Raw genomic sequence first — 20082 nt, 5'->3', positions numbered from 1 at the left:
CAGAGCTTTCTGTCAGTTCTGGAAGTCGCAGGCGTCAGACATTTTCCGGTAAGTGATTTCTTCGGGTTTGCCATTGGTGTCGATGTACTTCATGTCGGCATCGATCACTTTGCAGGCCTTGGTTGGCTGCTCGCTCATCGACACCACTTTGGCCACGTTCAACGGCATGCCATAGGTGTACGGCACTGCTTTGGTGGTTGTGGTGTCATTGGCCTGGGCCAGCCCGGCAAACGCAGTGCAGGCGAGGACGGTGGTGAGCAGGAACGGACGAATGTTCATGGAGTGACTCCCGTGCGACGGATAGAAAGCCCGGCGTGAAACACGCCAGACCTGCCGCACTGGGCGTCAGCATCAGCTGAGAGCGTGCGGATGACTAGAGTCTTTGACCACGGCGTTAAGCGAGGGTTAACCGGGCTGAACGCCGGCTGTCTGACGGGGGATTGTTTCTCGGGGGAGTCTCGGCGCCTTCCTACAGGAACCGCTGCCTTGTCTGCTTCCGGCGGCTGGAGCGGGGCGGTTATGGTTTTGGTGTCGCTGCAAAATCAGCGACTTAGGTTTGGTCACCTAACGTAATCACCTGTGCATGTGTGCCATTATTCGCCCCGACGGACATTCGTGTCTGTGGAGTGCATTGCTGTGGCGGCTGTGTGCAGGGTCGCCTTCGGGCGAGCCGAGTCGGGTGGTTCTCGGTTGACCAAGCCTGTACACAGTCCGCCTCCCCATCGTTTGGTCACGGTGCCGGCGGTTACATTCAAGCTGCCTTGAGTCATTCCAATGCCAATACTGAAACTAAGCTCCGCCCGTTACCTCCCGCTCAACAGCGGCGTCACCGACAGCGCACCGCTGGTCATCGACACCGAAGCCAACCCCCAAGACATCTTCGAAGCCGCCGTCCAACGCGTACGCGCCGCCGCCGACCTGCTCGAAACCCTGCATTGCCTGTGCTTCAAACACGCCGATGTCCAGGACATTCCCCACATCACCCATGCACTGTACCTGCTGGCGCAGGACGGCAATGATTTGCTGCAGGTTGCGCAGCAACGGATGTTGAACTGGCAGGCGCCGGTTTGACGGAACGCAAAAGCAAAAAGGGGAGTCCGTCTGGACTCCCCTTGGTCATTGGGCTGGATGAAGCCGGTGAGATCGGATGTTCATACCGAATCACGCAGTCCTTAGCTGAGCACTACCCGCCTGAGGAATCATCGCGAGTCGAACCTCCACATTGTTTTCTTTCTTCGCCAGCCATCGTTCAACGTTCTGATCATGTTCTGATGCCTGAGTGGCAGAACCGTAGATGTCCTCAGGTGTGAGCTTGAGATAGTTCAGGGTATGAAGGCGCTGGCGAGAGGTGTCCAGTCTACCGATTTCCGCTCTCAATACACTTGCCTGTTGCATGGCGGCTCGGCGATCGGATTGGAAAGGACTGTTCAACTCCGCCTCTTTGGCTTTCAAGCGATCCTGCATTTCCTGCAATTGGTAGTAGATCTGGTCGTATTCAGTCTTTGTAACCACCGTGCCGCCGCTTTCCTGGGTCTGTTGCCAGCGGCGCAACGTTGCCCATGCATTTGGAATGTAAGATGCCAGCATGAAGTGGTCAGACATCTTGAACAGCTGGCGGATAAACATGGCGCGATCAGGCAAGTCGCCGAACTTTTTCACCGCCCGGGTGCACGCGGCTTCTTCGATGGACTCGCATCCAGGGTTCCACAGTACGGAAGATTGCTCACGCCCTTTGAAGTGCACAGGCATAAAGTGGTGCAGATCGCCCTGATGCTCGTAAGGTGAACCTCCTGTTCGACTCAGACCCAAGGCAAAAATCAGAGCGCCAAATGGCGCCGTGATAAAACTAAGGACGGCACCAGGCATCCAGATTCTTTTGCGAGTGTTCATCCACGGCGCTGGCACGCTTGGAATCGGGTCGTTATCGTTGACCATGCGGTGGTGTGCCAAGGCCGCTGCGCCTTGAACAAAGTCTGCATCGCCTGCGCGGGGTGAGCCGTATGTATAGAGGAGAATGTCGTACTTTGTTGAACCCTGTCTTAGTGCTTCTGCAAGCAGAGTCGCTATGGCGCCTCCAAGACTATGGCCGCAAATGATGACTTTTTGATTTACATGAAAGCTATTGAGATAAGTTTCGACAAACTTACTCATCGCTTCATAGGCTTGGTAGAAACCTTGGTGCGCCTTGCCCACACCGGGGTTTACCGGAATTTGCTCCGCATCGGTATCACGCAAAAAGTCAACGGCTTCTAATGTCCCACGTATGGAAATAAGAATGATTTCGTCGTGATGGGTGATGAATGCTTGAGTATTGGTGCCCCCTTTCTTTTTGCTGTCATCGAAAAAGTGCCACTTCGCTGGATGCTCCTGTTCTGGCCCACGCTCAGGCTTGTTTTGATCATACAAGGCAGGGTCGAACGGTAGGATTTCGAAACGTTTTGAATAAGGCACATCTTCATACAGCGGATAGTAAGCCGATGATTGTTTGGCATCGATCTTCCACGATTCTTTATAGCAAGCCATGCCTTCGCCGAACATGTTTCCTACGCTCGGGTCGAGAGGAAAACTGACGGTGTCGGTAGGCTGTTCTGCTGGTACCTGTCCGAAGTCGCAATAGCTCAATGTGGCAAACAATGAGAGCTGGTACAAATTCAATGCGCTGAATTTATTGTCTCTTGAAAGCATTGGGCGGAAAGCCCGTAACGGGCGAACTTCAAGAACTGTGAGTGTGTTTGGCACTAGGGCAACGCCCCAAAGCTTTGATTGCTCCGGGCCAAAGCCGATGTCTCCCATGACTTTCAGCAGGTTCTGGTTAGGAGGATATTTCGCTTTTGACTCTGGAGGAAGATGCGAATTCTTTTCAACAAGATGACGTACTTCGACATGAAAAAACTGGCCCGCTTCAGCTTTTGCAGGGTTGTTGTCAACCCGTTGGCCATCCTTACGGATAAAGCGCGTTTTTTCGGCTCGAACTTGTAATTCGCTGATTTTCAGCGGGTAGTTCGGACGTGTCATCAACCAGTTATATTCTTCTTCCGCTCCGGCGTAAGGCTGATCTACTGTCAGAACAACAGGGCCTTCATAGTGGTTCAACACTTCTCCAAAGCCAGCCGCATCAAGCGTACCCTCATAGCGTTGTTCGACGCTGTCGGTTACGACATATTTCAAACCGGCATAGGGCTTGCCATCACCAGACTCATCTACCAGTCGAAAACGGACTTTTGTGCCTCTGAGCGGACAGGGTTCTTTGGTGTTTTTGAGTAGCGGTTGCTCTACTTTTTTGACCGTCATTAATGAATGTCCTTATTCGGTACACGTCGGATAGATGGTGCAATCGCGTCCGTCCGGCATTTTGAAAGGTTTGAAATCGGTTGTGTTACCGCGACAGAATGCATAGGGGTCTTCGAGACTCTTGCCCATGCACCTCTTCCATCCATTGGGGAATTTCACCCAGTTGTCTCCGACAGCTGGCCTTTCCTCATTGGACATTGAGAAAGAAACGTTCAACGTCTTTCCTGCCAACTGCGTGCGTTGCAAAGGCCCTTTCGCAACGGAGCCGTTTACTTGTTCCGCTGTGTCCACTGGAGCGCATTTTAAGATCTTAACGATATTTCGATCCGGCCCAGTGGTGCGAAACAACCACTCACACTGTCGTTGTAACATCAGAGGAGAGGGAAGACTTCCTTTGTCCGTCGTACCTTCCTGAAATCCAACTCCTGAGTAGTCTCTTCCAACGTCAGAAGGGCCGGCGGCATATTTGGCATAAATTTCGTAATCGAAATTATCCAAAACGAGCGGGCATCCCCCTTCGATACTGGTCAAAGGAACTTGAAAGTTCGCAGTTTGGGCCTTATCACTGTGTTTCTGTTCGAAGAACTTGTAACCTGGATGTTCACGTCCCCTCTTGACAGGGACACTGCACGTCTCACCCATCCGAGGCACATACTTCGCCTCAACTAGTATCTCAAACCCTGGCGGAAGCTCAGTCACCAACGTAAAGCTGTCCTGCTGAGCAACCGAACAACCAGTAGCCCCAATTGCACCCAGCCCAATCATCAAACTACGAAAAAAACCATTGAAAACGTTGCGATGACGCATTTGATTGTCCTTTGTCCCGTGGCGGTCGTTTCGAGCGAGTGACGCCCAAGGTCTTGATTTCAATTCAGTGCGACGTCATCGCTGTGAACAGCGAAAAACCGTGCGCACCGCTCGAAATGCTTTTTCGGTGTTTCCCCCGGCAAGGGCTGCCAGGCCACATCCCCGGCATTTTTGGGGTCAAGGCGCAGGGTCAACATGAATTCCCGTTGCTCTGGTGCGTTCCATTGCCAGGCTTCGAGCAGATCCATCTGTTCTTCCAGCCATTCAAGGATTGGGCGGGTTTCGGAGAGTTTCGCGGCGGTTTCGGCGTGATACACCAACAGCCAGCGTTTAAGGTTGGCTCGCAGGATTTCGCGGGTTCGTTCCGGCGGGGTAGGGACTTGCAGCCAAGGCGCCGGATTCGGCACGGCATACATGCCCGGCCTGCTGTTGTCCGCACCTTTCCACTGATCTTCATCCCAATACAGCACGCTGCTGATCGGGCCGAGCAGCAGTGGCCATTCGGTGTCTTTCATGTTGGCCAGGCAGCGGGCGAGTACGCGGTTGTCCTGGAAGCGGAACAGCGAGCGATCGCCGTCCTCGTCGATGACCATGCGGGCGATCCAGTGATGGGTCAGGCTGTCGAGATCAGCCTTGTCCATGCTGCCGATCCAGCCCCAGTTACGCTGCGGGTCATCCAGCAATTGGGTGACCGCTTCGCTGCCCGGGTTTTCGAGTTCGGTCAGCCATGGGCTGATGGCGGCAAACTGGGCGAACTCGGTACGTCGGTAGAGCTGCACCGAGCGCTGCATTACGCCGGCGCTGTACAACGGCGTGACCGGGTTCGGTTCGGCGAGGCAGTCGAGCACGAGGATCAGTACGCGATTGAGGCGCGATTGTTCACCCAGCCAGTTGTTGAGCGCGTCACTCATGCCACGGCTCCCAAATCACACTTGCCTTCACGGCAGGCCTCGCAGATCGGGCAGCGGGTGTCACCGGCCTTGCGCGCAGCTTTGGCCAGGGCCATTTGCGCGGCAGCAGGGACGAGCAGGGTGCCTGCCTTGTCTTTGGCGGCGGCCCACGGGATGACCGGCTCCAGAATCTGGATACCGGAACCCACCCCCGGCGCACCACCCGTATTGGCCTTCACTTCCGCACCGCTAATGGTCACGCCACCCGCATCCACCTTGACGAAACTCCCCCCGGCCTTGGCCGTCAGCTCCATCCCGCCTTCGATCACCACTTTCTCGCCAGCGTGGTAATGAATCTCCGTACCCGCTTCGACAAACTGCCCGGTGCCGACCTTCACATGCTGGGTCACGCCCACGGTCAGGTGATCGTTGGCGCGCATTTCGCTCTTGCGGTCCAGATGGGTGATGCGATGTTCCTCGACCTTGAATTCGCTGAGCGTGTTGGCCTCAACGGTGTCATGCCTTTCATTGCCGACGCGGATCTTCTGGTCGTGCTCGATGTTCTCGTCCCAGTCGCGCTGGGCGTGGATGTAGATCTGCTCCGCACCTTTCTTGTCTTCGATGCGAAATTCGTTGTAGCCCTTGCCGCCCGGGGAGCTCAGGGTCTTGAAGGTGCTGCGGGTCTTGTTCGCCGGCAGGTCGTAAGGGACGACATTTTCCTTGTGGTACAGGCAGCCGGTCACCAATGGCTGGTCGGGGTCGCCTTCAAGGAAGGTCACCAGCACTTCCATGCCGATGCGGGGGATGGCGATGCCGCCGTAGGCCGCGCCGGCCCAGCCGCTGGCGACGCGTAGCCAGCAGGTGGTCTTGTCGTCGGCCTGGCCGTCGCGGTCCCAATGGAATTGCACTTTTACGCGGCCGTACTGGTCGCAGTGGATCTCTTCGCCGACGGGGCCGGTGACGATGGCGGTCTGGCTGCCGAGGACTTTCGGTTTCGGGTGTTCGAGGGCAGGGCGGTAGTGGGCGTCCCACGGTGTCGCGACAAACGAGTTGCGGTAGCCCTGATGGAAATCGTTTTTGCTGTCGGTGACGTCGCTGGTGACGTTTTCCCCCAGCACTTGCGGCTGTTTGCCTTCGTGGAAAATCTCCAGCAGCAGCCACAGGTCGTTCCATTCGGCGCGGGGATGTTCGGCCAGCGTGAGGAAATGGCCGGTGGTCAGGGTCGGTTCGTCACCCTGGCCTTCAGCGAGTTTGTAATCGCTGCGATGGCGTTCCAGGGCACGGGTCGAGAGGAACTTGCCGCGCTCGCGGGTGGTGAAGCGGCCGGGGTAATCGTAGTCTTCCAGGTCCGGGGCGAATGTGGATTTGGCTGCGCCTTCGGGCAGGATCTTCGGTTTCTCGAAATCGTAATCGCGGCGGCTGACGCGGCTGGTGCGGGTTTCCAGGCGCAGGTTGAAGCGCTTGATCACCGGTTTGTCGGCACTCATGCCGGAGTCTTGCTGGTAGTTCACCGGTTTCAGTTTGCGGAATACGGTCTGGTCGTCGCCGAACACCAGTTTGTGGCCGTTGCTGCTGTGCTGGAAGTGGAAGTGAATGCCTTCCTCTTCGCACAGGCGCTGGATGAAATGCAGGTCGGACTCGTCGTACTGCACGCAGTACTCGCGTTCCGGGTACTCGGCGTTGAGCTGGAAGCTGTAGGCGTCGGCCAGGATGCCGCGATCTTCCAGTACCTGGGCGATGATCTTCGGCACGCTGAGGTTCTGGAAAATCTGCTGGTCGTGGTTGTGCCGCAGGTAGGCCAGTTGCGGCACCAGACTGAGGCTGTAACGGGTCAGGGTCTTGCCGGAATCGCCTTGCTCGATGCGATACACCAGACCGTGGATCTTGCCCTCGCCGGTGGCGCCGAAGGTCAGGCAACCGGGTTTGTGCAGGAGCTCTTCGAGCTTGAGGTCAGGACGGGCGCTGACCAGTTCGAGGTCGAAACGGAACGGTTCGTTGAGGGCTTCGCGGCCGGTGAAGCTGAGGACTTGCAGGTCGGCGGAAGCGCCTTCGAGCGTGAGGGTAATGTGCGTAGCATTGGCGTCCAGCATGCCTTGATTTCCGTCCATTGAATAAGCAAGGGGCGGATGGTGCAGGATTAGCCCGGCTCGTACAACCCGCAAATGCCCGTCAGGGGCGTAGGGTTTTCCCTTAGGACGGGCGATTTCGCCAACGAATACGAGGCTGTACGACTACGCGGTCATTTCAGTTTGATGATTTCGAAGCCTTTCTTGTCAGGCATCACATTCATCCCTTTGGGTTCTTCCGGCTGGCCCTTCGGACTGGTGTAGTCGTAGACGATGAATTTTTCCGGGATCTCATAACCATTGTTGGGGATGACCAGGCGCATCTGCTGCGCATTCAGGTACAGAGAAACCGGGAGGGCCTTTTCGGCAAAATCGATGCGTTCCAGAACTTTGCTGCCCGGATGCCTGCGAATGAAGGCACCTTTCAAATACGGAGAGCCATAGTTCATGGCGTAGATCAGCCCGGAACCCGTGCATTTGGCCATGGCGACTTCACCAACAAAGTCTGAATCGGGCATGTCGGTGAAAGCCGTTTCGGTGTGGTTATCGATTTTGACGGAAAGTCTTTGCCCGTCCTCGCTGGAGGTGGACAGCAGAGAGGCCACCGAGCCGTCCGAAAGGGGGCAGTCCAGAAGGGTTTTTGGGGCGTCTGCAAAAGCGGGATCACAGGCAAGTGCGAGGAGGAAAGGGAACCACAGTTTTTTCATTTCAATGTATCTCTGAGCACTTCCATAGAGTTGGGGCTGGCGTCCAGCTTTCTGGCACACTCACTGATTTTGCGGTAATAAACCCCGTTCGATTTACCGCGGTACTTTTTGTATGCCTCCTCGGTGGAACTCGAAATGTCCAGCCAATATTGCATGTACTCGGTACCGATTCTGATGTTCTGGGCTTCGTCCCAGATAAGGGGAGACGCGTAAAAAGCCGCTCCGGCACTGAATGCCTCGTCAGTCTGGGCCTGGTTGGGCATACGACCCAGTTCCTTTTTCTTACGGTATTTATAGACTTGCTTGACTGCAGGTTCCTGCATTTGCATGAGTCCCCTGGCTGCGTGCTTCCCTCGACCGGCTTCAGGATCGAAACGCGATTCCATGTAGATCTGGCAAATTACGGTGTTGGTATCAATCGTGGATTGGTTATTGGCTTCAACCAGTTTGCGGATTTCTTTCAAGCGTTTACTGTCATCCACGGCAACTTTTGCTGAGGCCGTGTCCGCTTTCGGCGTGAGTGGCTTCTGAGTGGTGGTCAGTGGTTTTTTTTCAGCCATTTCAATCGTCCCATCCCGGGTTGATCGGTGGAATGTCATCAAAGACTTCGATTACTGCCATTTCCGCTTCAGTGCTCGAAATCTTTGCGGTCTTGCCTTCTTCATTGGTGCGGCCGACGATGCTTTTGCCGGAGGTGGTCCTGATAACGTAGGGAAAGTTCTTGAGCGGTAGCCCGGTGTCCTGACTGGTGACAAGAAAGTCCAGGTCATGTTCGGATTTCTCGGGGACAATCTTGCGCTCCAGCAATTGCCCGACACTCCCTACGGCGGCTGCGGCTGGAATCAGGGGAGTAAGAATCCCGATCCCAGTGCCGGTACCCGGCGCACCCCCGGTATTGGCCTTCACCTCCGCACCGCTAATGGTCACGCCACCCGCATCCACCTTGACGAAACTCCCCCCAGCCTTGGCCGTCAGCTCCATCCCGCCTTCAATCACCACTTTTTCGCCGGCGTGGTAATGAATCTCCGTACCCGCTTCAACGAACTGCCCGGTGCCGACCTTCACATGCTGGCTCACGCCTACGGTCAGGTGATCGTTGGCGCGCATTTCGCTCTTGCGGTCCAGATGGGTGATGCGATGTTCCTCGACCTTGAATTCGCTGAGGGTGTTGGCCTCAACGGTGTCGTGGCGTTCATTGCCGACGCGGATTTTCTGGTCGTGCTCGATGTTTTCGTCCCAGTCGCGCTGGGCGTGGATGTAGATCTGTTCCGCGCCTTTCTTGTCTTCGATGCGGAACTCGTTGTAGCCTTTGCCGCCCGGGGAGCTCAGGGTCTTGAAGGTGCTGCGGGTCTTGTTCGCCGGCAGATCGTAGGGGACGACGTTTTCCTTGTGGTACAGGCAGCCGGTCACCAATGGCTGGTCGGGGTCGCCTTCAAGGAAGGTCACCAGCACTTCCATGCCGATGCGGGGGATGGCGATGCCACCGTAGGCCGCGCCGGCCCAGCCGCTGGCGACGCGCAGCCAGCAGGTGGTCTTGTCGTCGGCCTGACCTTCGCGGTCCCAATGGAATTGCACTTTCACGCGGCCGTACTGGTCGCAGTGGATCTCTTCGCCGGCGGGGCCGGTGACGATGGCGGTCTGGCTGCCGAGGACTTTCGGTTTCGGGTGTTCGAGGGCAGGGCGGTAGTGGGCGTCCCACGGTGTCGCGACAAACGAGTTGCGGTAGCCCTGATGGAAATCGCTCTTGCTGTCGGTGACGTCGCTGGTGACGTTTTCCCCCAGCACCTGCGGCTGTTTGCCTTCGTGGAAAATCTCCAGCAGCAGCCACAGGTCGTTCCATTCGGCGCGGGGATGTTCGGCCAGCGTGAGGAAATGGCCGGTGGTCAGGGTCGGTTCGTCACCCTGGCCTTCGGCGAGTTTGTAGTCGCTGCGATGGCGTTCCAGGGCACGGGTCGAGAGGAACTTGCCGCGCTCGCGGGTGGTGAAGCGGCCGGGGTAATCGTAGTCTTCCAGGTCCGGGGCGAATGTGGATTTGGCTGCGCCTTCGGGCAGGATCTTCGGTTTCTCGAAATCGTAATCGCGGCGGCTGACGCGGCTGGTGCGGGTTTCCAGGCGCAGGTTGAAGCGCTTGATCACCGGTTTGTCGGCACTCATGCCGGAGTCTTGCTGGTAGTTCACCGGTTTCAGTTTGCGGAACACGGTCTGGTCGTCGCCGAACACCAGTTTGTGGCCGTTGCTGCTGTGCTGGAAGTGGAAATGAATGCCTTCCTCTTCGCACAGGCGCTGGATGAAATGCAGATCGGACTCGTCGTACTGCACGCAGTACTCGCGTTCCGGGTACTCGGCGTTGAGCTGGAAGCTGTAGGCATCGGCCAGAATGCCGCGATCTTCGAGCACCTGGGCGATGATCTTCGGCACGCTGAGGTTCTGGAAAATCTGCTGGTCATGGTTATGCCGCAGGTAGGCCAGTTGCGGCACCAGACTGATGCTGTAACGGGTCAGGGTCTTGCCGGAATCGCCTTGCTCGATGCGATACACCAGACCATGGATCTTGCCCTCGCCGGTGGCGCCGAAGGTCAGGCAACCGGGCTTGTGCAGGAGTTCTTCGAGTTTGAGGTCGGGACGGGCGCTGACCAGTTCGAGGTCGAAACGGAACGGTTCGTTGAGGGCTTCGCGGCCGGTGAAGCTGAGGACCTGGAGGTCGGCCGAAGCCCCCTCGATCGAGAAGCTGATATGAATGGCATTGGCGTCCAGCATGCTCTGAATTCCGTCCGTGAATAAGCAGGAGGCAAATGTAGCGGGATTCACCGGCTTCGCACAATCGTAAGTTTCTGAAGACCGGACGCTGATCTGAACTGCCGGTCAATTTCAGACTAAAGTCGCCTGTAGCACGTCAAAGCCATCTGCCATCATGGGCGCTCACCCCCGCGTGTTCACTTCCTCCCGACACTTCACTGTGCCGGGACGGGAGCCGTTTCTGTTTTGTTTGCGCGCCTGCGCAATCGTTGTTTTGTCGGAGTTTTCAATGCGTCCCCCATTTCCCCTCATCACCCCGCGCCAGTCGCTTGGCTTCGGAGCCTTGGTGCTGTGCGCCGGTTTCACCACGCAGACCCAGGCCGGCGGTTTTTTCGAAGACACCACAGCGAAGATCGAATCGCGCACGGTGTATTTCAACCGCGATTTCCGCGACGGGCACACCTCCAGTGATCAGGGCGCTTCCAAGCGCGAAGAGTCGGCGCAGGGTTTCATTCTCAATTTGCAATCGGGATATACCGAAGGCACCGTCGGTTTTGGTATCGATGCGCTGGGCATGGCGGGCTTTCAGCTCGATTCCAGCCCCGACCGCAGCAACAGCGGCCTGCTGCCGTCCAGCGGCGACAACCCGCGCGGTTCGAAAGGTCAGTACGCAAAAATGGGCCTGACCGCCAAGGTCAAAATCTCGGACTCGGTGCTGAAGTACGGCGCGCTGCTGCCGGATCTGCCGTTGCTCAAGTACAACGATGGTCGCCTGCTGCCGACCATGTTCAACGGCGCGATGCTGACTTCAAAGGAAGTGAAGGACCTGACCTTCATGGCCGCACGCCTGGACAAGTACACCGCTCGGGATTCGACCGACTCCCAGGACATTCGCGTGCACTGCAAGAACAAGCGCTATGCGTGCAACACCACCGCCGATCATTTCGACATGTACGGCTTCGACTACAAGATCAACGACCGTCTGACCGCTCAGTATCACTACGCCGAGCTGGAAGATATCTATCGCCAGCACTTCGTCGGCCTGTTGGCCAACCAGCCGCTGGGTGAGGGTGTACTGAAAGCCGATCTGCGGTTGCTGAAAAGCGCCGACAGCGGCGATGCGAAAGCCGGTTCCATCGACAACCGGGCCTTGAGCGGCATGCTGTCCTACGGCATCAGCGGCCACACTTTCAGCGCCGGCTGGCAGCGCATGAACGGCGACAACTCGATGCCGTACCTCGATGGCAGCAACCCGTACCTGGTGAACTACGTGCAGGTCAACGACTTCGCCGCCGCGCAGGAACGCTCCTGGCAGCTGCGTTACGACTATGACTTCAAGGCTATCGGCATCAACGGCCTGAGCTTCCTGACCCGTTACGTGAACGGCGATCACATCAAGGTGCCGGGCAGCGATCAGGAAGGCAAAGAGTGGGAACGCGACAGCGAGCTGAAGTACGTGATCCAGAGCGGGACGTTCAAGGACGTCAGCCTGCGTCTGCGTAACGCGACTTATCGCACCAACTACGAGAAGTTCGCCCGGGACGTGGATGAGACCCGGTTGATCGTGAGCTACAACTTTTCGGTGTTGTAATCGTTAGAGCTGTAGAGCCTGTTCAATTGCTTTCGCGAGCAGGCTCGCTCCCACGGGGGATCTTCAGCGGCCCCAGGATATGGGGCGACGCAGATCTCAATGTGGGAGCGAGCCTGCTCGCGAAGGTGTCTTTGCCGTCTACGCTACAGCCAATGCCAGAACCGGCTCCAGAACCCGCGATTCAAGTCATCCTTGCACGCCGCGTATTGCTGGCCGTACATGTCCGAGCGGTTCTGCACCTTGCGCGCCACCGGCGGCAACCATGCCTTGCTGGCATAAGTCTTCTGCCGAAAGCCGCCCCAGCCTTCGTGGTAGTTGAGGTACTGGTTATAGGCGTCGTACTTGTACACCCCGTTGATCGAGGTGGTCTTGTCCATGTACCAGCCGACGAAGTCGATGGCGTCATCGAAATCTTCACGGTCGGCGCCATGGCGACCGGTGCTTTTCTGATAGTCGGCCCAGACTTCATCCTTGGCCTGGGCGTAACCGGCGGCGGTCGAGACCCGGCCCCACGGGATCACCCACAGCAGGTATTTGCGCGGGGTCTTGGCGTCGTAGCGGTAGCCGGACTCCTGATACATGATCGCGAACGGCACCTGGATCGGCACGCCCCAGCGCTTTTGCGTGACTTGCGCGGCGTCGTACCAATCACTTTTCTCGCGGAAAATCTCGCAGAGGTTTTCCGGTGAACGCGGCGGCGATGTTCCGCAACCGCTCAACAGTGCCGCCAATACCAACAGTCCAGCCGTGCGCCCCGAATTCAAAAGCCGTCATCCCGTCGTGCAAAAAAGGGCGCCAGTCTACGCGGTCAGGTCAACTGATGGCGATAAGGCAAATCCGGACCTGTCTTGCTGCACGTCAGGGCGGCCGCCTCTACGGCAAACCTGAGCATGGCGTCGATCTGTTCGCGTTGCAGATGCTGTACGCCGTCCACCGAATCCAGCTCATGCTCGGTCAGCCAGGTGATCAATGCGGCCTGGAAGGTATCGCCGGCACCGACGGTATCGGCGATCTTCACCGAAGACGCCGGCACCGACCATGAGCCGTGAGCACGGCTGAATACGGTCGCGCCTTCACCCCCTCGGGTCAGGAACACCACCTGGCAGCGATGCTGCAGCCAGCCTTCGATCACACGCTGCGGGTCCTGCTCCGGATACAGCAGACTCAAATCTTCGTCGCTGACCTTGATCAGGTCGGCCAGCTCTACCAGTGTGGCGATCCGCTCGCGCCACAGGTCGATGTTCGGCTCGGGATTGAGGCGCACGTTCGGGTCGAGGCTGATCAGGCGTTTGCCGCTTTCGCGCTGGATCAGGGCGAGCAGGGTATCGGCCACCGGTTGCACCACCAGCGAAAAAGAGCCGAAGTGCAGGCCGCGTACTTCAGGCCCGAGCGTCGGCAGATGCGCCAGGCTCAGCTGCCGGTCGGCACAACCTTCGCCCCGAAAGCTGTAATGCGGCGAACCATTGGCGCCCACCGCGACCATGGCCAGCGTGGTCGGGGCGGCGAAATCCACCAGATAATCCGGGCGTACGCCTTCGTCCTGCAGCACTTGCCGCAAGCGCCGGCCGAGGTAGTCGGTGGACAGCCCGGCGAACAGCGCCGAGTCCACGCCCAGGCGACGCAAACCCACTGCCACGTTGAATGGCGAGCCACCGGCAATCGCCTTGAAATTGACTTTCGATGCCTGCCCGCCGGCATCGTCTTGGCTGAAGAAATCGAACAGCGCTTCGCCACACACCAGGTACATAGTTGTTTGCTCTTTATAAGGTTGCGACATGCTGTCGATAGCGTTCATAGGCCTGCTGGAAGGCCGCGACATTGGCGGCAACCGGCAGGGTTTCACTGTTCAGGTCGAGCTTCACGCAGCGCTCGCACAAGTCGGTCAGGCTGTCTTCGTGGCCGTTCGACCACGCCTTGCACCATGCCGCCTGAATCGCCGCGCCGAGGGCGGCGGCTTCGCTTTGCTCGGTGCAGATCACCGGGGTGTTCATGATGTCGGCGACGATCTGCCGCCACACCGCACTTTTCGAGCCGCCGCCGATCAGGCAAATGCTGCGGCTTTGTAAACCATTCTGGCGCAGCAGATCCAGTCCGTATCGCAAACCGAAGGTCGTGCCCTCGACGGCGGCACGGCACAGATTGGCACGGGTCAGGTTATCGATCGTCAGGCCATGCAGGCTGCCGGTGGCGTGGGGCAGGGGAGGCACGCGTTCGCCGTTGAGGAACGGCAGCATGCTTACGCCTTCGGCGCCGATCGGCGCCTGGGCCACCAAGGCGTTGAAGGTGTCGAGATCCAGCTCGAACAGCTCGCGGATCGCCCCCGTGGCGTTGGTCAGGTTCATGGTGCAAATCAACGGCAGCCAACCGCCGCTGGATGAGCAGAAGGTCGCGACCGAGGCATCCGGGCTGACCCTGGGCGCCTCGGCGTAGGCGTACACCGTGCCGGACGAACCGAGGCTCATGGTGATCGCCCCCGACTGAATATTGCCGGTGCCGATGGCGCCCATCATGTTGTCGCCGCCACCGCTGGACACCAGCGCATTGGGGTTGATGCCCAGAAGCTCGGCAATCGCCGGCAGGATCGTGCCCACGGCTTGATGGGCGTCGATCAACTCCGGCAGCGCCGCTTGCAGACGGCCACTGGCATCGATGTCGCGCAACAGCTGCAAATCCCATTGCCGGGTGCGTACGTTGAAATAGCCGGTGCCGGACGCATCGCCATATTCGCTGCACGCACGGCCGGTCAGCCAGAAATTCAGGTAGTCGTGGGGCAGCAGGATTTTTGCGATCCGTGAGAATACGGCGGGGTGTTGTTCCTTGGTCCACAGCAGTTTGGACACTGTGTAGCCCGGCGCAATGACCACGCCGAGGCGTTCCAGCGCGCCTGTTTCGCCGCCGAGGCAAGTCAGCAGGCGATCGTTTTCTGCCGTGGTTTCGGTGTCGCACCAAAGCTTGGCCGGGCGCAGGACCTGGCCCTGGTCGTCGAGCAGCACCAGACCGTGTTGCTGGCCGGAAACACCGATGCCGAGGATCGATTGGCCGTCGACATTGGCCGCCAATAAAGCTCGGCGGGTAGCGAGGGCGAAGGCTTCCAGCCACTGCGCGGGGTCTTGCTCGCGACGGCCGTTGGCGCCGCTGATCATCGTGTGGGCAGCGGCACCCTGGCCCAGGACCTGACCGCTGGTGGCGTCGAGGATGATGGCTTTGGTGCCTTGGGTGCCGCAGTCGATGCCGAGGAAGAGTTGTTGGTTGTTCATGGTGTGAACCTGTTGTTTTTTTTGCGACTACCCCTCACCCCAACCCTCCCGAAACGTCGGACCGCCCCAAAGGGGAGAGGGGGAAAGGGAGCAGATCGTGGAGCCTTTCAATTCCTGAGTTCGACTCAAAACGTTCAGGTCGATGTATCTCGAAAGAGCACCTCGGTAGGTTCCCTCTCCCTCCGGGAGAGGGCTAGGCGGGCGGCGTTCCGATGAGGGGCTTTTCAGGCTAGAACCTGTTCCAAAGTCCGAGTGACGCCTTCTTCTCGCAAGCTGTTCAGACACCACTCGAATGCTGCGACAAACTCCGCCGAACGCGCAATTGCCACCCCGAAAATCTCCTCAACCCCCAACAACCGCTCGGTAATCAGCGCATCATCCGCCACCAACGCCTGACAAAACGCCGCCCGAGGATCCGGAATCGAATAAGTGTCGCCATTCTCGTCCACACCCTTCAGATAAAGCGCCCACGCCGCCACCACCAGCGCCGCGCGCTTGGTTTCGCGCCCATCGGCAATCAACCGATTGATCGTCGGAATGGTGAATTTGGGAAACTTCGACGAACCGTCCGAACACACCCGCTCCAGTTGATCGGCAATCGCCTGGTTGGAGAATCGCGCCACCAGCGTGTTTTTGTATTCGGTTAGGTCGATGCCCGGCACCGATGCCAGTTGCGGGGTCACGTCCTGGTCCATGTAGGCGCGCATGTAGCGAACGAACAACGGGTCGTTCATGGTTTCGTGGACGAAACGGTAACCCTTCAAAAAGCCCAGATAGGTCAGCGCCAGATGGCTGCCGTTGAGCAGTTTGATCTTCATCTCTTCGTAGGGCGAAACATCGCCGGTGAACTGCACACCGACCTTTTCCCAGGCCGGGCGGCCATTCACGAATTTGTCTTCCAGCACCCATTGCACGAAGGGCTCGCAGACCACCGGCCAGGCGTCGTCGACGGCGTGTTTGTCTGCCAGTTGCAGGCGATGCGCAGTGCTGGTCATGGGCGTGATGCGGTCGACCATGGCGTTGGGGAAGCTGACGTTGGCATCGATCCAGTCACGTAAATCCGGATCCAGCAGCGCGGTGAAGGCCAGCAGCGCCTTGCGGGTGACGGCGCCGTTGTGCGGCAGGTTATCGCAGGACATCACGGTAAACGCCGGAATGCCCGCTGCGCGTCGTTTGGCCAGGGCTGCGCAGAGGAAACCGAACACGGTTTGCGGCTGTTGCGGGTAGGTCAGGTCGTGCTGAATCTGTGGCAGGTGCGCCATGAACTCGCCGTTGCTGTCATCGATGCAGTAGCCGCCCTCGGTGATGGTCAGCGAGACGATACGGATCTGCGGATCGGCGAGTTTGTCGATCAGCCCCTGAGGGCTGTCCTCGGCCAGCAACATGTCGCGGATCGAGCCGATGACGCGGACTTCGGTGTCGTCGCTGTCGCCGAGTTCGAACAGAGTGAACAGGTAATCCTGTTCCTTGAGGTCGTCCCGGGCGCGGCGGTCTTCGGTGCGCAGACCGACACCGCAAATGGCCCAGCCCAGCGCTTCGCCGGTGTTCATCAGCGCGTCGGTGTAATACGCCTGATGTGCGCGGTGGAACCCCCCGACGCCGATGTGGGCGATGCCCTGACGGGTTTCGCTGAGGCTGTAGGCCGGGAGTTTCACTTCGGCGGTGAGGCGATTGAGGTTCTGTTGGTTCAGTTTCATCGGTCGGTCTCGAAATCAGGCGGCGGCGCGCAACGGGCGGGTCAGCGCCACGCCGTCGGCATCGAACAGATGACAGTGGGCGGCGTCCAGGTGCAGGTTCAGTTGTTCGCCGTAACGGCTCGCCAGATCACCGCGTACGCGCATGGTCAGGGCTTCGCCGGCGTTGGTCGTGACGTGGCAGAAGGTGTCGCTGCCCAGTCGTTCGCTGACGTCGGCGGTGACTTGCAGGGTGCAGTCGCCCGATTGCGCCAGTTCCAGATGTTCCGGGCGAATGCCGAGGGTCACGGCGCTGCCGACACTGAGGTGCGAGGCGTTGAAAGGCAGGGTGATGCGGGTGCCGGCGTCCAGCGAGACTTCGCAGCTCGGGCCATCGATTCGGGCAATCTTGCCCTTGAGGAAGCCCATTTTCGGCGTGCCGAGGAACCCGGCGACGAACAGGTTGGCGGGGTGGTGATACAGCTCCAGCGGCGAGCCGACCTGTTCGATCCTGCCGCCATTGAGCACCACGACTTTGTCGGCCATGGTCATGGCTTCGACCTGATCGTGAGTCACATAAATCATGGTGGCTTTCAGATCCTTGTGCAGGCGCAGCAGCTCCAGGCGCATTTGCACCCGTAGCGCGGCGTCGAGGTTGGACAGCGGTTCGTCGAACAGGAAGATTTTCGGGTTGCGCACGATCGCCCGGCCGATGGCCACGCGCTGACGCTGACCGCCGGACAGCTGTTTCGGTTTGCGTTCCAGCATCGGGCCCAGTTCGAGAATGCGCGCCGCTTCGCCGACTTTCTTCTCGACTTCGGCTTTTGGCACGCCAGCCAGGTCGAGGGCGAACGACATGTTTTTCTTCACGGTCATGTGCGGGTACAGCGCGTAGGTCTGGAACACCATCGCCAGGTCACGCTTGGCCGGACTGACTTCGGTGATGTCGCGCCCGTCCAGCTCGATGGTGCCGCCGCTGACTTCTTCGAGCCCGGCGATCAGCCGCAGCAGGGTGGATTTGCCGCAGCCCGACGGGCCGACGAACACCACGAATTCCTTGTCGTTCACCTCAAGGTCGATGCCCTTGATGATGGAAAACCCTTCGAAGCCTTTTTGCAGATGCTTGATTTTCAGGTTGGCCATGGTGGCGCTCCTCTTGCGAATTCTTATTTGACGGCGCCGAACGACAGGCCGCGGACCAATTGTTTCTGGCTGATCCAGCCGAAGATCAGGATCGGCGCGCAGGCAAGCGTCGAGACGGCCGACAACTTGGCCCAGAACAAGCCTTCGGGGCTTGAGTAGGAAGCGATCAACGCGGTCAGCGGAGCGGCTTTGGACGAGGTCAGGTTCAGCGACCAGAACGCCTCGTTCCAGCACAGGATCAGCGACAGCAGTACGGTCGAGGCCAGGCCGCCCTTGGCGATGGGCAGCAGTACGCGGAGCATTTCCTGGGCGAGGGTGGCGCCGTCGAGGCGGGCGGCTTCGAGGATGTCCTTGGGGATGTCCTTGAAGTAGGTGTAAACCATCCAGACCACGATCGGCAGGTTGATCAGCGTGTAGATCACGATCAGCGCGATGCGCGTATCCAGCAGGCCGAAACTCTTGGCCAGCAGGTAGATCGGCATCAGTACGCCCACCGGCGGCAGCATCTTGGTGGAGAGCATCCACAGCAGCGTGCCGTTGGTGCGCTGGGTTTCGTAGAACGCCATCGAGTAGGCCGCCGGCACCGCGATCAGCAGGCACAGGGCGGTGGCACTGAAGGAAATCACGACTGAGTTCCAGGCAAAACTGAAGTAGTCGCTGCGCTCGTTGATGTGCAGGTAGTTCTCCAGCGTAGGCGTGAAGAACAACTGCGGTGGTGTGGCGAAGGCGTCGATTTCGGTCTTGAAACTGGTCAGTACCATCCAGAAGATCGGGAAGAAAATGATGATCGCGATGGCCCAGGCCAGCGTGCCGAGCAGCAGGCTTTGCAGTCGGCGGGATTGTTGAAGAGTCATGGCGGGCCTCAGGCTTTGTCAGTCAGGTTTTTGCCGATCATCCGCACCAGAATGATCGCGGCGATGTTGGCGATGACCACGGCGATCAGGCCGCCGGCCGAGGCCATGCCGACGTCGAACTGCACCAGCGCCTGGTTGTAGATCAGGTAGGCGAGGTTGGTCGAGGCGTAGCCGGGGCCGCCATTGGTGGTGGTGAAAATCTCGGCGAACACCGACAGCAGGAAGATGGTTTCGATCATCACCACCACGGCAATCGGTCGCGCCAGGTGCGGCAGGGTCAGGTGCCAGAAGATCGCCACAGGACCGGCGCCGTCGAGGCGGGCGGCTTCCTTCTGTTCCTGGTCGAGGGACTGCATGGCCGTCATCAGGATCAGGATCGCGAAGGGCAGCCATTGCCACGACACAATGATGATGATCGACAGCAGCGGGTAATGGGCCAGCCAGTCCACCGGTTGTGCGCCGAACAGCTTCCAGATGTACGCCAGGATTCCGGACACCGGGTGGAAGATCAGGTTCTTCCAGATCAGCGCCCCGACCGTGGGCATGATGAAAAATGGCGAAATCAGCATCACCCGCACGATGCCGCGACCGAGAAATTCACTGGCCTCCAGCAGCGCACTGATCAAAACGCCGAACACCACGCTGATCAGCAGCACGCTGCCCACCAGCAACAACGTGTTGGTGGCACCGGGCAGGAAGCCGGAGTCGGTCAGAAAGAACGTGAAGTTATCCAGCCCGACGAACTCGTTGATGCCCGGGTCGAGCAGGTTGTAGCGGATCATCGAGAAATAGACGGTCATGCCCAGTGGCACGATCATCCACAGCAGCAACAGGGCCACCGACGGGCTGACCAGAAACCAGCCGGGGTTGGCCACGCGGTTTTTGCGCCGGGGGTGCGACAGGTCGATGTGGGCTTTGGCAGTTGAAGTATTCATGGTGGTGGTCACTTACTCGGAAACAGCGAGATATCTGTGGCGAGGGAGCTTGCTCCCGCTCGGCTGCGAAGCAGTCGTTAACCGGTCAACACGATATGTCTGATAAACCGCATGCTGGTTTTTCGGGGCCGC

Annotated in this window: 17 protein-coding genes; 2 read left to right on the top strand and 15 right to left on the bottom strand. The window is 58.8% G+C overall.

The features are described 5' to 3' along the window. Positions 1 to 12: 12 nt before the first annotated feature. Positions 13 to 279 (bottom strand): DUF2790 domain-containing protein, encoded by a 267-nt coding sequence (locus tag BBF94_RS04930; RefSeq protein ID WP_065257929.1) that lies wholly within the window; start codon positions 277 to 279, stop codon positions 13 to 15. 495 nt (positions 280 to 774) lie between these two features. On the opposite strand from BBF94_RS04930, the gene BBF94_RS04925 reads away from it, so the two are divergent. Continuing rightward, complete coding sequence (locus tag BBF94_RS04925; RefSeq protein WP_065257928.1) at positions 775 to 1071, top strand: hypothetical protein; 297 nt, start codon at positions 775 to 777, stop codon at positions 1069 to 1071. A 90-nt stretch (positions 1072 to 1161) separates the two neighbouring features. On the opposite strand, the gene BBF94_RS04920 is transcribed toward BBF94_RS04925, so the two are convergent. From BBF94_RS04920 to tssI, 7 genes are all read right to left on the bottom strand, one after another. Further along, on the bottom strand, positions 1162 to 3291 hold the full coding sequence (locus BBF94_RS04920; RefSeq protein WP_065257927.1) for a lipase family protein: 2130 nt from the start codon (positions 3289 to 3291) through the stop codon (positions 1162 to 1164). A gap of 12 nt (positions 3292 to 3303) precedes the next feature. Then, entirely contained in the window at positions 3304 to 4098 is a 795-nt protein-coding gene (locus BBF94_RS04915; protein ID WP_065257926.1) for a hypothetical protein, read from the bottom strand. Between the two features lie 59 nt (positions 4099 to 4157). Beyond that, entirely contained in the window at positions 4158 to 5009 is an 852-nt protein-coding gene (locus tag BBF94_RS04910; protein ID WP_065257925.1) for a DUF4123 domain-containing protein, read from the bottom strand. Continuing rightward, positions 5006 to 7078, bottom strand: a complete 2073-nt coding sequence (locus BBF94_RS04905) for a type VI secretion system Vgr family protein (RefSeq protein WP_065257924.1) — start codon at positions 7076 to 7078, stop codon at positions 5006 to 5008. Before BBF94_RS04905 ends, BBF94_RS04910 begins: the two co-directional genes overlap by 4 nt. A 149-nt stretch (positions 7079 to 7227) precedes the next feature. Beyond that, positions 7228 to 7761, bottom strand: coding sequence for a hypothetical protein (locus BBF94_RS04900; RefSeq protein WP_065257923.1), 534 nt, complete (start codon positions 7759 to 7761; stop codon positions 7228 to 7230). After that, positions 7758 to 8321 (bottom strand): transglycosylase SLT domain-containing protein, encoded by a 564-nt coding sequence (locus BBF94_RS04895; protein ID WP_082302368.1) that lies wholly within the window; start codon positions 8319 to 8321, stop codon positions 7758 to 7760. The genes BBF94_RS04900 and BBF94_RS04895 overlap by 4 nt, the downstream gene beginning before the upstream one ends. Before the next feature lies 1 nt (position 8322). After that, positions 8323 to 10518, bottom strand: a complete 2196-nt coding sequence (tssI, locus tag BBF94_RS04890) for a type VI secretion system Vgr family protein (RefSeq protein WP_065257921.1) — start codon at positions 10516 to 10518, stop codon at positions 8323 to 8325. Positions 10519 to 10786: 268 nt separating this feature from the next. Here tssI and BBF94_RS04885 point away from each other — a divergent pair, with 268 nt between their 5' ends. Continuing rightward, complete coding sequence (locus tag BBF94_RS04885) at positions 10787 to 12088, top strand: OprD family porin (protein WP_065257920.1); 1302 nt, start codon at positions 10787 to 10789, stop codon at positions 12086 to 12088. Positions 12089 to 12231: 143 nt separating this feature from the next. Here BBF94_RS04885 and BBF94_RS04880 read toward each other — a convergent pair whose 3' ends face one another. From BBF94_RS04880 to BBF94_RS04850, 7 genes are all read right to left on the bottom strand, one after another. Beyond that, complete coding sequence (locus BBF94_RS04880) at positions 12232 to 12852, bottom strand: transglycosylase SLT domain-containing protein (protein WP_065257919.1); 621 nt, start codon at positions 12850 to 12852, stop codon at positions 12232 to 12234. A 44-nt stretch (positions 12853 to 12896) separates the two neighbouring features. Continuing rightward, a complete protein-coding gene (locus BBF94_RS04875; protein WP_065257918.1) occupies positions 12897 to 13835 on the bottom strand; it encodes a carbohydrate kinase family protein in 939 nt (312 codons plus the stop codon). Positions 13836 to 13848: 13 nt separating this feature from the next. After that, positions 13849 to 15345: a xylulokinase gene (xylB, locus tag BBF94_RS04870; RefSeq protein ID WP_065257917.1), complete on the bottom strand. Its 1497-nt coding sequence runs from the start codon at positions 15343 to 15345 to the stop codon at positions 13849 to 13851. Positions 15346 to 15569: 224 nt separating this feature from the next. Continuing rightward, complete coding sequence (locus BBF94_RS04865; protein WP_065257916.1) at positions 15570 to 17042, bottom strand: mannitol dehydrogenase family protein; 1473 nt, start codon at positions 17040 to 17042, stop codon at positions 15570 to 15572. Positions 17043 to 17057: 15 nt separating this feature from the next. After that, positions 17058 to 18161 (bottom strand): ABC transporter ATP-binding protein, encoded by a 1104-nt coding sequence (locus tag BBF94_RS04860; RefSeq protein ID WP_065257915.1) that lies wholly within the window; start codon positions 18159 to 18161, stop codon positions 17058 to 17060. Between the two features lie 23 nt (positions 18162 to 18184). After that, the gene (locus BBF94_RS04855) at positions 18185 to 19015 is read right to left on the bottom strand and encodes a carbohydrate ABC transporter permease (RefSeq protein ID WP_065257914.1); all 831 of its coding nucleotides are present in this window, start codon (positions 19013 to 19015) and stop codon (positions 18185 to 18187) included. A gap of 8 nt (positions 19016 to 19023) precedes the next feature. Further along, a complete protein-coding gene (locus tag BBF94_RS04850) occupies positions 19024 to 19950 on the bottom strand; it encodes a carbohydrate ABC transporter permease (protein ID WP_065257913.1) in 927 nt (308 codons plus the stop codon). Positions 19951 to 20082: the final 132 nt, after the last annotated feature.

Source organism: Pseudomonas bananamidigenes, from assembly GCF_001679645.1.
Taxonomy (GTDB): Bacteria; Pseudomonadota; Gammaproteobacteria; order Pseudomonadales; family Pseudomonadaceae; genus Aquipseudomonas; species Aquipseudomonas bananamidigenes.
Note: the sequence above shows the minus strand (reverse complement) of the source record. Positions and strands in the feature narration are given on the sequence as shown.

Excerpts from the sequence above, each read along its gene's own strand:
- BBF94_RS04930 (WP_065257929.1), bottom strand. The coding sequence starts at position 279 with ATGAACATTCGTCCGTTCCTGCTCACCACCGTCCTCGCCTGCACTGCG.
- BBF94_RS04925 (WP_065257928.1), top strand. The coding sequence starts at position 775 with ATGCCAATACTGAAACTAAGCTCCGCCCGTTACCTCCCGCTCAACAGC.
- BBF94_RS04920 (WP_065257927.1), bottom strand. The coding sequence starts at position 3,291 with ATGACGGTCAAAAAAGTAGAGCAACCGCTACTCAAAAACACCAAAGAA.
- BBF94_RS04915 (WP_065257926.1), bottom strand. The coding sequence starts at position 4,098 with ATGCGTCATCGCAACGTTTTCAATGGTTTTTTTCGTAGTTTGATGATT.
- BBF94_RS04910 (WP_065257925.1), bottom strand. The coding sequence starts at position 5,009 with ATGAGTGACGCGCTCAACAACTGGCTGGGTGAACAATCGCGCCTCAAT.
- BBF94_RS04905 (WP_065257924.1), bottom strand. The coding sequence starts at position 7,078 with ATGCTGGACGCCAATGCTACGCACATTACCCTCACGCTCGAAGGCGCT.
- BBF94_RS04900 (WP_065257923.1), bottom strand. The coding sequence starts at position 7,761 with ATGAAAAAACTGTGGTTCCCTTTCCTCCTCGCACTTGCCTGTGATCCC.
- BBF94_RS04895 (WP_082302368.1), bottom strand. The coding sequence starts at position 8,321 with ATGGCTGAAAAAAAACCACTGACCACCACTCAGAAGCCACTCACGCCG.
- tssI (WP_065257921.1), bottom strand. The coding sequence starts at position 10,518 with ATGCTGGACGCCAATGCCATTCATATCAGCTTCTCGATCGAGGGGGCT.
- BBF94_RS04885 (WP_065257920.1), top strand. The coding sequence starts at position 10,787 with ATGCGTCCCCCATTTCCCCTCATCACCCCGCGCCAGTCGCTTGGCTTC.
- BBF94_RS04875 (WP_065257918.1), bottom strand. The coding sequence starts at position 13,835 with ATGTACCTGGTGTGTGGCGAAGCGCTGTTCGATTTCTTCAGCCAAGAC.
- xylB (WP_065257917.1), bottom strand. The coding sequence starts at position 15,345 with ATGAACAACCAACAACTCTTCCTCGGCATCGACTGCGGCACCCAAGGC.
- BBF94_RS04865 (WP_065257916.1), bottom strand. The coding sequence starts at position 17,042 with ATGAAACTGAACCAACAGAACCTCAATCGCCTCACCGCCGAAGTGAAA.
- BBF94_RS04860 (WP_065257915.1), bottom strand. The coding sequence starts at position 18,161 with ATGGCCAACCTGAAAATCAAGCATCTGCAAAAAGGCTTCGAAGGGTTT.
- BBF94_RS04855 (WP_065257914.1), bottom strand. The coding sequence starts at position 19,015 with ATGACTCTTCAACAATCCCGCCGACTGCAAAGCCTGCTGCTCGGCACG.
- BBF94_RS04850 (WP_065257913.1), bottom strand. The coding sequence starts at position 19,950 with ATGAATACTTCAACTGCCAAAGCCCACATCGACCTGTCGCACCCCCGG.